The following is a 14,952-nucleotide window of genomic DNA, read 5'->3' as shown; positions in this document are numbered from 1 at the left end:
CCAGGGCCCCGTTTTTTTTATTTTACGTTCAAAGCCTGCCCGCTATTTTTTGAATATTTCCACGTGGATATCTTTGTGATCGCTCTCTTGCCCGGTGGCGGAGATGATGCGATAGAAGCAGTCCTTCCCATCCAGCCCGCTGAGTTCATTACATTTCTTATCAACCTCTGAGGAAATATATTTATGGCCGACGGTAGGCACGCCGGTCTGTTGAATGGAGAGATCGCCGAGTTTGGTGTAGTTGGCGGATTCTTCAAGGGTGATTTGTTTGGCGGCGAACGCCGATGCAGAGAACATCATGCTCAGTGCGATAATGGAGGTTATGTATTTCATGGCACACATCCTGATCGTGGTGATAGGTATGAATGAGGTGAGAACACCTCTGGCCGCTGGTGAACATAATTAGAGCTCCTTTATTTAAAAGCTAATCGATATTGAGGGGATGTCAATAAAGTCGCGTCGCGCCAGGAATCAGTAACTTATTTATTTTAAAGGGAAATCATAATCCCGATAAAATCGTGACATACATCTCCACGGTATCTACATGATTCAAATAAATAACCGGCGTTCGGCGAATTGTCGGCCGACTTTCTCATGGCGGGCATGCGCCGCGCGGCGACGAGGCACCGTTTCGCTTTCCTTGAGGGATCGCGGCCGGCGTCTTCCCATCGCCGCCGCAAGCCGCTATATTGCGCGCCGCCAAGGTTTTATTTTGCCGAGTTGCCAACTTTGCGAGCGCTCACTGAGTTAGCAATCAATTTATGTTTACACTAAGAAAAAGGGCTCAGGAGGGCATGCTATGGATTACGAATTTCTGCGTGACGTTACCGGTCAGGTGATCGTCAGATTTTCGATGGGGCATGAAGCGATTGGCCACTGGATCAACGAAGAAGTCAAAGGCGATTTCAACCTGCTGGACCGCATAGAAGCCGGTGCGGCCGAGGTCAAAGGCAGCGAACGTCAATGGCAGCTGGAAGGCCATGAATATACGCTGTTGATGGATGGTGAAGAAGTGATGATCCGCGCCAATCAGCTGGAGTTCGAAGGCGATGAAATGGAAGAGGGGATGAACTACTACGACGAAGAAAGCCTCTCATTCTGCGGCGTTGAGGATTTCCTGCTGGTGTTGAAGGCCTACCGTTCTTTCATGCTGAAATACTAAGCATCAGGGCGCGGCGTGCCGCGCCCTTTCCATCACAGAGGCGGGATATTGCGGCCGTAATAGATTTCCTGCATCTCTTTCCATAACAGATCGGTGATCTGTTTGCGTTCGACGGCGCTCAGCGCTTCCGGTGCCGCGTTGAACAGGTAGTGCTTCAGATCGAAATCCTTCAGCAACATCTTGGTATGGAAGATATTTTCCTGATAAACGTTCACGTCCATCATGTGGTACAGCGCCTTGATGTCTTCCGACATAAAGTTCTGGATCGAATTGATCTCATGATCGATGTAGTGTTTCACGCCGTTCACGTCGCGGGTGAAACCGCGCACGCGATAGTCCATGGTGACGATGTCGGATTCCAGCTGGTGAATTAAGTAGTTCAGCGCCTTGAGGGGCGAAATGACGCCGCAGGTCGAGACTTCGATATCGGCGCGAAAGGTGCACAGCCCACCTTCCGGATGGCTTTCCGGGTAGGTGTGTACGCAGATGTGGCTCTTGTCCAGGTGCGCGACGACCGTGTTCGGCAGCGGGCCGGGGTGTTCCGACGTATCGACGTCTTTCGGATCGATCGGCTCTTCGCTGACCAGGATGGTGACGCTGGCGCCCTGCGGCTCGTAGTCCTGACGTGCGATGTTCAGAATATTGGCGCCGATGATTGAGCAGGTCTCGCTCAGGATCTCGGTCAGCCGGTTGGCATTATATTGTTCGTCAATGTAGGCGATATAGCCGTCGCGATCGTCCGCGGTCTTGGCGTAACAAATATCGTAAATACAAAAACTCAGGCTCTTGGTCAGGTTGTTGAAGCCGTGCAGTTTTAGCTTATGCAATTTGGGCCACCTCCTTTATCTTCTCGCTTAACGTGTTACGTTCAGGGCATTGAGCAAATATTGCGGCAGGGCAAAGCTGCCGACGTGAATTGCCGGGTTGTAATAACGGCAGTGTAGGTCGCTTTGGTTAAAGCGCTGTTGCAGAGTAGGCAGATCGATCTGGCGCAGCGCCGGGTTCTGGCTTGCCCAGGCAAAGGTCATGATGCCGCCGTAATAGGTCGGGATCGCTGCCTGATAGAAGCTGACGTCGCTAAAGTAGCCGCTCAGTTTGGCGTGGCTGTTGACCGCTTCGTCCTGCTGCAGGAAACAGACGCCGTTTTGCGCGACGAAAATGCCGCCCTCATTCAGGCAGCGGGCGCAGCCTTCATAAAACGCCGAGGTGAACAGGCTTTCGCCGGGGCCGATCGGATCGGTGCAGTCGGAGATGATCACATCGAAGGTTTCGTCGGTTTGGTTCACGAAGTTGACGCCGTCGTCGATCACCAGCTTGAAGCGCGGATCGTCATAGGCGCCGGCGCTGTGGTTGGGCAGGTATTGGCGGCAGAACTCGACGACGCCGGCGTCGATTTCGACCATGGTGATCTGCTCCACGCCAGGGTGCCGGCTGACTTCGCGCAGCATGCCGCCGTCGCCGCCACCGATGATCAGCACTTTCTTCGCCGCGCCGTGCGCCAGCAGCGGCACGTGGGTCAGCATTTCGTGATAGATGAACTCGTCACGCTCGGTGGTTTGCACCACGCCGTCGAGCGCCATCACGCGCCCCAGCACCGGGTTCTCGAAGATCACCAGATCCTGATGATCGGTCTTCTCGCGGTACAGCACTTTCTCTACCGAGAAGTACTGGCCGAAGCCCGTATGCAGCGTTTCGTACCAAATTTCTTTCTGGGTCATGTGCGGGATACTCCGTAATAACAGCCATGAAAAATCGGCGCAACATCATAGCTAACTCTGCCTGGCGATGCACGGTTGAATTTCAGACAGAGAGAGCGTTAGGCGGGCGGGAGAAGGGGGGAAATTAGTTGGCGTAGGCCAGCAGGCTCAAAGAGTCGCGCGCCAGCGATTTGCATTTTTTAGGCGTTGGAATGGCGATGCCGCTGAGATCGCGGTAGCTGTCTTCGCCCAGCGCCTTCATATTGAAGCTGTTGTAGTTGCTCAAATCCCAGCGGTTTTGTTGCGCGAAATAGACGATGGCGCGTTTGATTTGCGCATTTGGCAAATCGTTGTAGCCGCAATCATTTTTCAAATAAATAAATACCGCCGTCAGATCGGCCAGATCTTCCGCCTCGGATTCATTCAGCGCCAGACTGGCGTTGGAGAAGCCCAGCATCGCCAGCAACAGCATCGATAACGTTGTTTTTTTCATCATGAAATAGGCCTGTTTGTCGTTTGCAGACGTTACCACACTTGCCTGTAAAGGCACCAAATTTTATTGCCGCTGGGCGCGGCCTCGCGTTCGTCAATGGCGCTCTCTTGATTGTGAGGCATAGCTTAAAATACCGCCAGGAAAGGCTTGACCTTCCGCCAGGGGGAAGGTTTAGGCTGGCGGCATTGAGTTATGTCACTGAGAAAAGGGAGTCAGCGATGTTACGCCGTGATTTTATTAAATTAACCGCCGCGCTGGGCGCCGCGAGCGCATTGCCGTTATGGAGCCGGGCCGCCTGGGCGGCCGATCGGCCGGCCCTGCCGGTACCGCCGCTGTTGACGCCGGACGCGCAGGGAAAGATTGCGCTGGCGCTGCAGGCGGGGGAAACCCGCTGGTTGCCCGGCGCCGCCACCAAAACCTGGGGATTCAACGGCGCGCTGCTCGGGCCGGCGGTGAAGCTGCAGCGTGGCCAGCCGGTAACGGTTGATATCAAAAACAGCCTGGCGGAGGCCAGCACCGTCCACTGGCACGGCCTGGAGATTCCCGGCGACGTCGATGGCGGCCCGCAGGCATTGATTCATCCCGGCGCGACGCGCACGGTGAATTTCACCGTCGATCAACCGGCGGCCACCTGCTGGTTCCACCCGCATACGCACGGTAAAACCGGCAGCCAGGTCATGATGGGGCTGGCGGGGCTGGTGCTGCTGGAAGACGAAGAGAGCGCCAAACTGCCGCTGCCGAAAACCTGGGGACAGGATGATATTCCGGTGATCCTGCAGGATAAGCGGCTGGGCAAAGACGCGCAGATCGAATACCGCCTGGACGTGATGAGTGCGGCGGTGGGCTGGTTTGGCGACCGCATGTTCACCAACGGCGCGCAGTATCCACAACATCTGGCGCCGCGCGGTTGGCTGCGCCTGCGTTTCCTCAACGGCTGCAACGCCCGCTCGCTGAATCTGGCGGCCAGTGACAACCGCCCGCTGTATGTCATCGCCAGCGACGGCGGTTTCCTGGCGGAGCCGGTGAAACTGACCGAGCTGCCGATGCTGATGGGCGAACGCTTTGAAGTGCTGGTCGATGCCTCGGATGGGAAAGCGTTCGATATCGTGACGCTGCCGGTGAAGCAGATGGGCATGACGCTGGCGCCGTTCGATCAAGCGCTGCCGGTGTTGCGCATTCAGCCGTCGCTGGCGCAGGGCATCAAAACCATGCCGGACAGTCTGGTGAAGCTGCCGACGTTGCCTGCCACCACCGGCATCCAGGAGCGTTGGCTGCAGCTGATGATGGATCCGCAGCTGGATATGCTCGGTATGCAGGCGCTGATGGATCGCTATGGTCACCAGGCGATGGCCGGCATGAGCATGAATCATGGCGCGACGGGCGGCGCAGATATGAAAGGCATGGAGAAGGGCGGCATGCAGAGCATGGACCATGGCAACATGAAAGGCATGGAGAAGGGCGGCATGCAGGGCATGGACCATGGCAACATGGGCAACATGGGCAACATGAAGGGCATGGATCATGGCAATATGGCCGGGATGGATCACGGTGGCGCGCAGGGCAAAGCCAAACCGTTCGATTTCAGCCACGGCAACATGATCAACGGCAAGGCCTTCGATATGACCAAGCCGATGTTCGCCGCCAAACGGGGCCAGTATGAAAAGTGGACCATTTCCGGCGAGGGCGACATGATGTTGCACCCGTTCCACATTCACGGCACCCAGTTCCGCATCTTGTCGGAAAACGGCAAACCGCCGGCGGCGCATCGCAGCGGCTGGAAGGACACGGTGCGCGTCGAAGGGTGGCGCAGTGAAGTGCTGGTGCGTTTTGACCATCCGGCCAGCAGCGAACATGCGTACATGGCCCACTGCCACCTGTTGGAACATGAAGATACCGGCATGATGATGGGCTTCACCGTCGCCGATTGATGGCGGCCCGGTGCTCCGGTGGTGGCGCGCTCGCGTCGCCACCGCTTGGTTCAATGAAAGGAAGCCGTTATACTGATTAAAATATCAGCTGTTGAGGAGTGCGTCATGCCGACAAAATTGGATCCCATCGTTTCTGAGTTTGAGACTCAAGAGCAGGCTGATAGCTACGATCGTTGGTTCAGAAGCACCGTGGAATCTTCCATCAATAGCGACTCCCCCCGTATTCCCCATGACGAAGTCATGGCCGGCGCTCGTCACATTATCGAGCAGGCGAAAGCCAAAAGAAAATCGGCCTGACCCTTATGTTAACCGTCAAATGGACTGACGAAGCAAAAACGGGTTTATATACGCTGCTGGCTTTTATCGCTGAGCGAAATCCACTTGCCGCAGAGGCTTTGTTGCAACGCATTGAAGAGTCGGTTATCCCGTTAGCGGAACATCCTTATCTATTCAGGCCAGGCAGGGTGAACGGGACTCGTGAAATGGTTGTTCATCCTAATTACATTGTGGTTTACCGCGTGCTGGCTGCACATATTGAAATAGTGAGTGTCCTGCACGCTCGTCAGGAATACCCTTAATAAAGAAAACTCCCCTGTCCGGGAGAGAGGCAAGTCGTAACGGCCTATGCTAAACTCTGCGCCTTTCTTCCGGCAACTGACCTGAATACTATGAAACACACTGTAGACGTAATGATTTCCGAGCAGGAAGTTAAGACCCGTATCGCCGAACTTGGCCGCCAGATCACCGAACATTACCGCGACAGCGGCAGCGACATGGTGCTGGTCGGGCTGCTGCGCGGCTCCTTCATGTTCATGGCCGATCTCTGCCGCGCGATCGACGTGCCGCACGAAGTCGACTTTATGACTGCCTCCAGCTACGGCAGCGGCATGTCCACCACCCGCGACGTGAAGATCCTCAAGGATCTGGACGAAGACATTCGCGGCAAAGACGTGCTGATCGTGGAAGACATCATCGATTCCGGCAACACGCTGAACAAAGTGCGCGAGATTTTGGCGCTGCGCGGGCCGAAATCGCTGGCGATTTGCACCTTGCTGGACAAGCCTGAGCGCCGTGAAGTGCAGGTGCCGGTCGAATATGTCGGCTTCTCGATCCCGGATGAGTTCGTGGTGGGGTATGGCATCGACTACGCTCAGCGCTACCGTCACCTGCCGTACGTCGGCAAAGTGGTGCTGCTGGACGAGTAATTGATGTGGGGCGCGGCCTGCCGCGCCCGCGGCGGGGTTAGATGCCTTTATCCTGCTTCAGTTTGGCTATCGCTTTGCGGTAGCCCATCTCCAGGCTCTCGCGGCTGGTCGCCAGCACTTCCATATCGCGCAGACGGCCGTCCTGAATGCCGTATACCCAACCGTGGATCATCACCTTCTGGCCGCGCTTCCAGGCGGACTGCATGATGGTGGAGTGGCCCAGGTTGTACACCTGCTCAATGACGTTGATCTTGCACAGCATGTCGAAACGCTGCTCCGGCGGCAGTTCGCCCAGCAGCGAGCTGTGCTTGTACCACAGATCGCGAATGTGCAGCAGCCAGTTGTCGATCAACCCCAGCTCCGGGTTTTCCACCGCCGCCTGCACGCCGCCGCAGCCCAGGTGGCCGCAGATGATGATGTGTTCGACTTCCAGCACATCTACCGCATACTGCACCACCGACAGGCAGTTAAGATCGGTATGGATAACGAGGTTCGCCACGTTGCGATGGACGAACAGTTCACCCGGCTCGAGGCCGGTCAAGCGTTCGGCGGGAACGCGGCTGTCAGAGCAACCAATCCATAAGAAACGGGGCTTTTGCGCCTGGGCTAAACGTTCAAAAAATTCCGGGTCTTCCTGACTGATATTGGCCGACCAGGCATGGTTGTTGGCGATAAGCTCTTCGATTTCTTTCATGGAGGTTATTGACTCGTAACGAACAGATTGCGTTGGGGTAATATAGGGTAAGTGTCACAATTTGGAAATCGGAACAGTGGTGCAACCTCATTTTCCGCACGGATTCGACTCAGTGGAAACGTCGCCGATGCTAGGATTATCGTTATTGTTTCAAGCCTCGCAGACAGGGGCGCGGCGGCATACTCATCGTCATAAGGTACTATTTTACATATGAATTATGCACTGGAATTAGCGCAGCTGACCAAGACTTACGCCGGTGGCGTCAAGGCGCTGCGCGGCATCGACCTGAGCGTCGAGGCGGGGGACTTTTATGCCCTTTTGGGGCCAAACGGCGCCGGTAAATCCACCACCATCGGCATCATCAGCTCGCTGGTGAACAAAACCGCCGGCAGCGTGCGGGTGTTCGGTTACGACATCGATAAAGACATCGTTAACGCCAAGCGCCAGCTTGGCCTGGTGCCGCAGGAGTTCAACTTCAACCCGTTCGAGACCGTGTTGCAGATCGTGGTGAACCAGGCGGGTTACTACGGCGTCACGCGGCGTGAAGCGATGGCGCGCGCCGAAAAATACCTCAACCAGCTGGATCTGTGGGGCAAGCGCAACGAGCGCGCCCGCATGCTGTCCGGCGGCATGAAGCGCCGTCTGATGATCGCCCGCGCGTTGATGCATCAGCCGAAGCTGCTGATCCTCGATGAGCCGACCGCCGGGGTGGATATCGAGCTGCGCCGTTCGATGTGGGGCTTCCTGAAAGAGCTGAATGCCCAGGGCACCACCATTATCCTTACCACCCACTATCTGGAAGAGGCGGAGATGCTGTGCCGCAACATCGGTATCATCCAGAACGGGGAGCTGGTGGAAAACACCTCGATGAAGGGGCTGCTGGCCAAGCTGAAGTCGGAAACCTTTATCCTCGATCTGGCGGCGAAGAGCCCGCTGCCGAAGCTGGACGGTTACCACAGCCGCCTGACGGATACCTCCACGCTGGAAGTGGAGGTGATGCGCGAGCAGGGGCTGAACGGCTTATTCGCCCAGCTGAGCGCACAGGGCGTGCAGGTGCTGAGCATGCGTAATAAGGCGAACCGCCTGGAAGAGCTGTTTGTCACCCTGGTTAACGGCAATGGAGAAAAAGCATGACGCGTTTGTATTGGGTGGCCTTGCAGAGCATCTGGGCCAAAGAGGTGAACCGCTTCGCGCGCATCTGGATCCAGACCCTGGTGCCGCCGGTGATCACCATGACGCTGTATTTCATCATCTTCGGCAATCTGATCGGCTCGCGCATCGGCGATATGCACGGCTTCAGCTACATGCAGTTCATCGTGCCCGGCCTTATCATGATGGCGGTGATCACCAACTCTTACGCCAACGTCGCCTCGTCGTTCTTCAGCGCCAAGTTCCAGCGCAACATTGAAGAACTGCTGGTGGCGCCGGTGCCGACCCACGTGGTGATCGCCGGCTATGTCGGCGGCGGCGTGGCGCGCGGCATCTGCGTCGGCGTGCTGGTGACCATCATCTCGCTGTTCTTCGTACCGCTGCAGGTACACGCCTGGTGGGTGATTGCGCTGACGCTGTTGTTGACGGCGATCCTGTTCTCGCTGGCGGGGCTGATCAACGCGGTGTTCGCCACCACCTTCGACGACATCAGCCTGATCCCGACCTTCGTCCTGACGCCGCTGACCTACCTGGGCGGGGTGTTTTACTCGCTGTCGCTGCTGCCGCCATTCTGGCAGGCGGTGTCCAAGCTGAACCCCATCGTCTATATGATCAGCGGGTTCCGCTACGGTTTCCTCGGCATCAACGATGTGCCGCTGGCGTTCACCATGGCGGTGCTGGTGGCGTTTATCGCGGTGTTTTACCTGCTGTCCTGGTACCTGATCGAGCGCGGCCGCGGCCTGCGCAGCTGATCGTATCGTGCCCCCGCTTTCCCGGCGGGGGCGCTTTTCTTGATTTGGCGCAGGCGGCGCGTAAATCAATAGAATTGCTCAGATAACCGCTAGTTCCCCGCTGTTCAAATCGTGCTATGCTGGCGCTCCACATTTCCTTCACTTTTGTCATCACGCACTCGTAAGCAGAACATCATGCGGCCTCAATACAAGTTAGCGGCTGGGTTACTCGGCATTCTGATGTCGTTGGTTTCCCCTGTGAGCCTGGCGAATCTGCTGTCGGAAGACAGCGCGGTTAAATCTGAATACATGGAAGCGCAGCGCGACAGCGAAGTCTATGCGTTGGTGGGCGAGCATGTGATCCCGGTCGGGGAAGTGAAGCGCGGGCAGCTGATCCAGGTGTTCCCGGCGGATGCGGAGTACTACGAATTCAAATTCGGGCACGGTACCGGCTTTATCGATAAAGACGACGTGCGTGAGCTGAAGAAGTCGCGCAAGGTGCAAGACGATCTGGGCGAGCTGAACAAACCGCTGACCAACCAGAACCTGATCACCCAAAAAACGATCGACGTTTACACCGCGGCGGACAAGGACAGCGAGGTCTTCGGCACGCTGGAAGGCAACCTGCGCTATCCGATCATCGGCAAGCTGAAGGACCGGCTGAACAACACCTGGTACGAGGTCAACATCGGCGATCGGCTGGGGTTCGTCAGTGAGTTGGACTGCGAAATCGATAACGGCATCCCGGTGCTGACTTACCACCACCTGCTGAAAAACGAAGAGAACAAACGCTTCCGCCACACCTCGACCACCACCTCTGACGTGGCGTTCAGCAACCAGATGACCTACCTGAAGCAGGCGGGTTACGACACCATTTCGCTGTATCAGCTGGAAGCCTACCTGAAGAACCAGATCAACCTGCCGGGCAAGGCGATCGTGCTGACCTTCGACGACGGGCTGAAGTCGGTTTATCGCTACGCTTACCCGGTGCTGAAGGATTACGGTTTCCGCGCGACGGCGTTCATCATCTCTTCGCGCATCAAACGCCACCCGCAGAAATGGAACCCGGACTCGCTGCAGTTTATGAGCGTCTCGGAGCTGAAGCAGATTCAGGACGTGTTCGACGTGCAGTCGCACACCCACTTCCTGCACCGCACCGACGGCAATCGTCAGCCGATTTTGCTGAGCCGTTCGCTGCACAATATCGAGTTCGATTTTGAGCGTTCGCGCCGCGCGCTGTCGCAGTTCAACCCGCACGTGCTGTATCTGTCGTACCCGTTCGGCGGCTATAACCAGCGGGCGATCCAGGCGGCGCAGGATGCCGGTTTCCATCTGGCGGTGACCACGGTGCAGGGCAAGGTGAAACCGGGGGATAACCCCTATACGCTGAAGCGGCTATATATTCTGCGCACCGACTCGATCCAGACCATGGCGGATCGGATAGCCAACAAGCCGGGCACGGTGGTGGTGCAGTAAGGAAGAACGGGCGCGTAAGGCGCCCGTTTTAGCGTCAGGCGACCTGAACCGGCACGGCTTTCGCCTTGCGCTGCAGGTTGTTGTCACCTTCGAAATAGGCGACTTTCGGGTGGTGTTGGCGGGCGTCGGCGTCGGTCATTTGCACATAGGAGCAGATGATCAGCTTGTCGCCCACGCAGGCGCAGCGCGCGGCGGCGCCGTTGACCGAAATGATGCGCGAACCGCGCTCGGCGGCGATGGCGTAGGTGGAGAAGCGCTGGCCGTTATCCACGTTGTAAATATCGATCGCTTCATATTCCAGAATGCCGGCGGCCTCCAGGAAATCCTGGTCGATGGCGCAGGACCCTTCATAGTGCAAGTCAGCCTGAGTGACTTTGACGCGATGCAGCTTGCCTTGCAGCATAGTACGTATCATAGCTTTACCTAACTGAATATCGGCCTTCACAGGCGCTGGGGTTGAACATCTCTCCTGCATCCCTGCAATCTCTATCGTCACCGATTGCCCCGCCATTGTCTACCAATGGCCTGGGTTTCAGGGTGACGATAGTATAAAAAATGGCTTACAGCGTCAGGTCGACCTGCTGATTGTCGATAAGACGCGCCTTGCCCAGCCAGGCGGCCATCAGCACCACCGCCCGCTGGCTGTCCACCGTCAGCGGCTGCAGGCTGTCGGCGTCGCGAATAAACAGCTCATCCGGCGTAAAGCCGGCGGCGCGCAGCTGCTCGGCGGTCTGCTCCAGCAGCTCTTCGACATGGCGTTCGCCATTGGCCAACTGCTGCGCCAGCGCGTTCATGATCTTGCTCAGCTGCGGAGCGATCTTGCGCTCTTCGGCGGTCAGGTAGCCGTTGCGCGAGCTGAGGGCCAGGCCGTCTTTGGCGCGCACGGTCGGCACGCCGACGATGTCGATGTCGTAACCCATGTCCGCCACCATTTTGCGGATCAGCGCCAGCTGTTGGTAATCCTTCTCGCCGAAGCAGGCTAAATCAGGCTGCACCAGGTTGAACAGCTTGCTGACGATGGTGGAAACGCCGCGGAAGTGGCCCGGCCGGCTTGCGCCTTCCAGGATGCTGGAGATGCCCGGCACGTCGACGTAAGTCTGCTGGTCCAGCCCCTGCGGATAGACCGCAGCCGGGGCCGGCGCGAACACTAGATCGACGCCGCGGCGGGTCAGCTTCTCGCTGTCTTCTTGCAGCGTGCGCGGGTAGCGCGCCAGATCGTCCGGCCGATCGAACTGCATCGGGTTGACGAAGATGCTCACCACCACCACGTCGGCGCGGGCGCGCGCTTCATCGACCAGCGTCATATGGCCGTCGTGCAGGTTGCCCATGGTCGGCACCAGCGCGATGCGTTTGCCTTCCTGGCGCCAGCGGCGGATCTGCTGACGCAGCATCGGCAGGGTTTCGATAATAATCATTGGGTGACTCCTGGAACCATCGCTTAGTTAAAAGAGTGTTCAGCCGCCGGGTAGAGGCCTTGCTCCACTTCCTGAATGTAGTGCTGCACCGCCGTGCGGATATCGCCGCTCTGCGCCAGGAAGTTCTTGGCGAACTTCGGCGTGTGGCCGCCGGTGATGCCGAAGGCGTCGTGCATCACCAGGATCTGGCCGTCGGTGCCGTTGCCGGCGCCGATGCCGATGACCGGAATGGACAATGCTTCGGTGATCTGGCGCGCCAGCTCGGTCGGCACGCATTCCAGCACCAGCAGCTGAATGCCGGCCAGTTCCAGATTCTGTGCGTCCTGCAACAGCTGTTTGGCGGCCAGTTCGTCGCGTCCTTGTACCTTATAGCCGCCGAACACGTTGACCGACTGCGGCGTCAGGCCCAGGTGGCCGCACACCGGTACCGCGCGCTCGGCGAGCATTTTCACCGTGTCGCACAGCCAGCTGCCGCCTTCCAGTTTCACCATGTTGGCGCCGGCGCGCATCAGCTCGGCGGCGTTGGCGAAGGTCTGTTCCGGGGTGGCGTAACTCATGAACGGCAGATCGGCCAACAGCAGGCAGGCCGGCGCGCCGCGGCGCACGGCGCGAGTGTGGTAGGCCACGTCGGCGACGGTGACCGGCAGCGTGGAGTCGTGGCCCTGCAGCGTCATGCCCAGCGAATCGCCCACCAACAGGACTTTGATGCCTTGCTCTTCAAACAGTTTGGCAAAGCTGGCATCGTAGGCGGTAAGGGTAGCAAACTTGCGCTGCTCCTGTTTCCACTGGCGCAAGTGGGTCACGGTGGTGGGTTTCATCACAACGTCTCCTGAAACGGGCCGTGCGGCGTACGCAGGCCCAGGCTGCAAAAAAGTGCAGTCATTCTACTGTAACCCGATCGGGGTGGGTAGCGCGGATCGCCATGCTTAAGCGGTTCTTAAGAACCTTGTGGTGCAATGGCGCCAAGACTCAAAAGGGATACTCATGCGAATTTTGCTGATCGAAGATGACAAACTGATCGGGGACGGCATCAAGGCCGGGCTGACCAAACTCGGCTTCAATCTGGACTGGTTCACCGACGGCGCCGTCGGCAAAAATGCGCTGGACAGTGCGCCGTACGACGCGGTGATCCTCGACCTCAGCCTGCCGGGCCTCGACGGCCTGGATCTGCTGCGCCAGTGGCGCCAGGCCGGGCAGGACGTGCCGGTCCTGATCCTCACCGCCCGAGACGCGCTGGAGCAGCGGGTCAGCGGGCTGCAAAGCGGTGCCGACGATTATCTGTGTAAGCCTTTCGCGCTGGCCGAAGTGGCGGCGCGCCTGCAGGCGCTGATCCGCCGCCGCCACGGCCAACTGATGCCGCAGCTGACGCACGGCAACGTGGTGTTCGACAGTGCCACCCGCAGCGTGAGCTGCAACGGCGAGCCGGTGACGCTGACGCCGCGCGAATTGGCGGTGCTGGAACTGTTTCTGCACAACAAGGGGCGGGTGCTGGCGCGGCCGTTGATTCAGGAGAAGCTGTACAACTGGGATGACGAGGTGAGCAGCAACGCGGTGGAGGTACATATTCACCACCTGCGGCGCAAGCTGGGCAACGGCTTCATCCGTACCATCCACGGCGTGGGTTACACGCTGGGGGATGCGCCGTGAAGCGTCTCAGCCTGCGGTTGCGCCTGATCCTGATCTTCAGCCTGCTGGCGCTGCTGACCTGGAGCACCGCCAGCGTGGTGGCCTGGGTGATGTCGCGCAACACCATCAACGAAGTGTTCGACACCCAACAGATGCTGTTCGCCAAACGGCTGGCGACCGCCAACCTCGGCGATCTGCTGGCCGATGAAAGTGCGCGCAGCCTGCCGAAAACCAAAAAGCTGGTGCACCACGGCAAACGCGGCGAGCAGGACGACGACGCGCTGGCGTTCGCCATCTTCGATCGCCAAGGCAAGATGCTGCTCAACGACGGCGAGAACGGCGCCGACTTCCTGTTTGACGGGGAGCGTGAAGGTTTTACCGACGGCGAGCGCAAAGGCGATGACGACAGTTGGCGCCTGGTGTGGTTGACCAGCCCGGACGGGCGCTACCGCATCGTGGTCGGCCAGGAGTGGGATTACCGGCGCGATATGGCGCTGGGCATGGTGACCGGCCAACTGGTGCCCTGGCTGGCGACGCTACCGGTGCTGATGCTGCTGATCGCGCTGATGGTCGGGCGCGAGCTACGGCCGCTGCGCACTGTGGCGGCCGGTTTGCGCCGGCGTGCACCCGATGACGCGACGCCGCTGGACGCGCGCCAGGTGCCGACCGAGGTGCGCCCGCTGGTGGATGCGCTCAATGCGCTGTTCGCCCGCATCAACGCTCTGCTGGTGCGGGAGCGGCGCTTCACCTCCGATGCCGCGCACGAGTTGCGCAGCCCGCTGGCGGCGCTGCGGGTGCAGACCGAAGTGGTGCAACTGGCGGGGGACGATGCGCCGATGCGCGAGCACGCGCTGGACAATCTGACGCTCGGCATCGATCGCGCCACCCGGCTGGTGGATCAGCTGCTGACGCTGTCGCGGCTGGATTCGCTGTCGGATCTGGCCGAACTGGCGCCGATCGACTGGAACGATCTGGTGACGATGACCCTGGCGGAGCAGGATCGGCAGGCCCATGCGGCGGGCGTGACGCTGCGCTATGAACATCGGGGAACGCCGCCGCCGCGTCAGGGGGAAACCTTGCTGCTGTCGCTGCTATTGCGCAACCTGCTGGATAACGCGGTGCGCTACACCCCGCAGGGCGGCGTCGTTACCGTAACGCTGAGCGAACGCTCGCTGACGGTGGAGGACGACGGTCCGGGGGTCACCACGGAACATCTGGCGCGGCTCGGAGAACGCTTCTATCGCCCGCCGGGGCAGGAGCAAACCGGCAGCGGGCTGGGGCTCTCGATCGTGCAGCGTATCGCCGGCTTGCATGGCCTACAGGTCAGTTTCGCCAATCGCCCGGCGGGCGGGTTCGTTGCGCGGCTGGCGCTGTAG

At 59.0% G+C, this 14,952-nt stretch carries 18 protein-coding genes; 10 read left to right on the top strand and 8 right to left on the bottom strand.

The features are described 5' to 3' along the window. Nucleotides 1-42: 42 nt before the first annotated feature. Complete coding sequence (locus V8N38_RS21235; RefSeq protein WP_064291158.1) at nucleotides 43-333, bottom strand: hypothetical protein; 291 nt, start codon at nucleotides 331-333, stop codon at nucleotides 43-45. Nucleotides 334-799: 466 nt separating this feature from the next. On the opposite strand from V8N38_RS21235, the gene yacL reads away from it, so the two are divergent. Next, a complete protein-coding gene (gene yacL, locus V8N38_RS21230) occupies nucleotides 800-1,162 on the top strand; it encodes a protein YacL (RefSeq protein WP_004937507.1) in 363 nt (120 codons plus the stop codon). A 32-nt stretch (nucleotides 1,163-1,194) separates the two neighbouring features. On the opposite strand, the gene speD is transcribed toward yacL, so the two are convergent. From speD to V8N38_RS21215, 3 genes are all read right to left on the bottom strand, one after another. Continuing rightward, nucleotides 1,195-1,989 (bottom strand): adenosylmethionine decarboxylase, encoded by a 795-nt coding sequence (gene speD / locus V8N38_RS21225; protein WP_049200100.1) that lies wholly within the window; start codon nucleotides 1,987-1,989, stop codon nucleotides 1,195-1,197. 27 nt (nucleotides 1,990-2,016) lie between these two features. Next, nucleotides 2,017-2,880, bottom strand: coding sequence for a polyamine aminopropyltransferase (gene speE, locus V8N38_RS21220; protein WP_100397096.1), 864 nt, complete (start codon nucleotides 2,878-2,880; stop codon nucleotides 2,017-2,019). A gap of 124 nt (nucleotides 2,881-3,004) precedes the next feature. Further along, nucleotides 3,005-3,352 carry a YacC family pilotin-like protein gene (locus tag V8N38_RS21215; protein WP_004937515.1) on the bottom strand — a complete coding sequence of 116 codons (348 nt, stop codon included), beginning with the start codon at nucleotides 3,350-3,352 and terminating at the stop codon, nucleotides 3,005-3,007. Nucleotides 3,353-3,570: 218 nt separating this feature from the next. Here V8N38_RS21215 and cueO point away from each other — a divergent pair, with 218 nt between their 5' ends. The 4 genes from cueO (at nucleotide 3,571) to hpt (ending at nucleotide 6,485) form a co-directional block, all read left to right on the top strand. Beyond that, on the top strand, nucleotides 3,571-5,280 hold the full coding sequence (gene cueO, locus V8N38_RS21210; protein WP_147840635.1) for a multicopper oxidase CueO: 1,710 nt from the start codon (nucleotides 3,571-3,573) through the stop codon (nucleotides 5,278-5,280). Between the two features lie 105 nt (nucleotides 5,281-5,385). Beyond that, the gene (locus tag V8N38_RS21205; RefSeq protein WP_049200097.1) at nucleotides 5,386-5,577 is read left to right on the top strand and encodes a hypothetical protein; all 192 of its coding nucleotides are present in this window, start codon (nucleotides 5,386-5,388) and stop codon (nucleotides 5,575-5,577) included. A gap of 5 nt (nucleotides 5,578-5,582) precedes the next feature. Continuing rightward, entirely contained in the window at nucleotides 5,583-5,858 is a 276-nt protein-coding gene (locus tag V8N38_RS21200) for a type II toxin-antitoxin system RelE/ParE family toxin (protein WP_049208401.1), read from the top strand. A gap of 90 nt (nucleotides 5,859-5,948) precedes the next feature. After that, the gene (gene hpt, locus V8N38_RS21195) at nucleotides 5,949-6,485 is read left to right on the top strand and encodes a hypoxanthine phosphoribosyltransferase (RefSeq protein ID WP_048234659.1); all 537 of its coding nucleotides are present in this window, start codon (nucleotides 5,949-5,951) and stop codon (nucleotides 6,483-6,485) included. A gap of 37 nt (nucleotides 6,486-6,522) precedes the next feature. On the opposite strand, the gene can is transcribed toward hpt, so the two are convergent. Next, on the bottom strand, nucleotides 6,523-7,179 hold the full coding sequence (can, locus tag V8N38_RS21190) for a carbonate dehydratase (RefSeq protein WP_049200096.1): 657 nt from the start codon (nucleotides 7,177-7,179) through the stop codon (nucleotides 6,523-6,525). Nucleotides 7,180-7,389: 210 nt separating this feature from the next. Here can and V8N38_RS21185 point away from each other — a divergent pair, with 210 nt between their 5' ends. The 3 genes from V8N38_RS21185 to V8N38_RS21175 all read left to right on the top strand — a co-directional run bounded on the left by V8N38_RS21185 (nucleotide 7,390) and on the right by V8N38_RS21175 (nucleotide 10,535). Beyond that, nucleotides 7,390-8,313, top strand: coding sequence for an ABC transporter ATP-binding protein (locus V8N38_RS21185; protein ID WP_015379030.1), 924 nt, complete (start codon nucleotides 7,390-7,392; stop codon nucleotides 8,311-8,313). Beyond that, nucleotides 8,310-9,080, top strand: coding sequence for an ABC transporter permease (locus tag V8N38_RS21180; protein WP_004937535.1), 771 nt, complete (start codon nucleotides 8,310-8,312; stop codon nucleotides 9,078-9,080). Before V8N38_RS21185 ends, V8N38_RS21180 begins: the two co-directional genes overlap by 4 nt. A 174-nt stretch (nucleotides 9,081-9,254) precedes the next feature. After that, nucleotides 9,255-10,535 carry a polysaccharide deacetylase family protein gene (locus V8N38_RS21175; protein ID WP_055311947.1) on the top strand — a complete coding sequence of 427 codons (1,281 nt, stop codon included), beginning with the start codon at nucleotides 9,255-9,257 and terminating at the stop codon, nucleotides 10,533-10,535. A 34-nt stretch (nucleotides 10,536-10,569) separates the two neighbouring features. On the opposite strand, the gene panD is transcribed toward V8N38_RS21175, so the two are convergent. From panD to panB, 3 genes are all read right to left on the bottom strand, one after another. Beyond that, nucleotides 10,570-10,950, bottom strand: coding sequence for an aspartate 1-decarboxylase (gene panD / locus V8N38_RS21170; RefSeq protein ID WP_004937544.1), 381 nt, complete (start codon nucleotides 10,948-10,950; stop codon nucleotides 10,570-10,572). 145 nt (nucleotides 10,951-11,095) lie between these two features. Continuing rightward, entirely contained in the window at nucleotides 11,096-11,950 is an 855-nt protein-coding gene (gene panC / locus V8N38_RS21165; protein ID WP_141960246.1) for a pantoate--beta-alanine ligase, read from the bottom strand. Between the two features lie 23 nt (nucleotides 11,951-11,973). After that, a complete protein-coding gene (gene panB, locus V8N38_RS21160) occupies nucleotides 11,974-12,768 on the bottom strand; it encodes a 3-methyl-2-oxobutanoate hydroxymethyltransferase (protein ID WP_004937548.1) in 795 nt (264 codons plus the stop codon). 166 nt (nucleotides 12,769-12,934) lie between these two features. Here panB and qseB point away from each other — a divergent pair, with 166 nt between their 5' ends. Next, nucleotides 12,935-13,597: a quorum sensing response regulator transcription factor QseB gene (gene qseB, locus V8N38_RS21155; protein ID WP_004937550.1), complete on the top strand. Its 663-nt coding sequence runs from the start codon at nucleotides 12,935-12,937 to the stop codon at nucleotides 13,595-13,597. Beyond that, complete coding sequence (gene qseC / locus V8N38_RS21150; protein WP_038872422.1) at nucleotides 13,594-14,952, top strand: quorum sensing histidine kinase QseC; 1,359 nt, start codon at nucleotides 13,594-13,596, stop codon at nucleotides 14,950-14,952. The genes qseB and qseC overlap by 4 nt, the downstream gene beginning before the upstream one ends.

The organism is Serratia nevei, assembly GCF_037948395.1.
In the GTDB taxonomy this organism is placed as follows: Bacteria; Pseudomonadota; Gammaproteobacteria; order Enterobacterales; family Enterobacteriaceae; genus Serratia; species Serratia nevei.
Note: the sequence above shows the minus strand (reverse complement) of the source record. Positions and strands in the feature narration are given on the sequence as shown.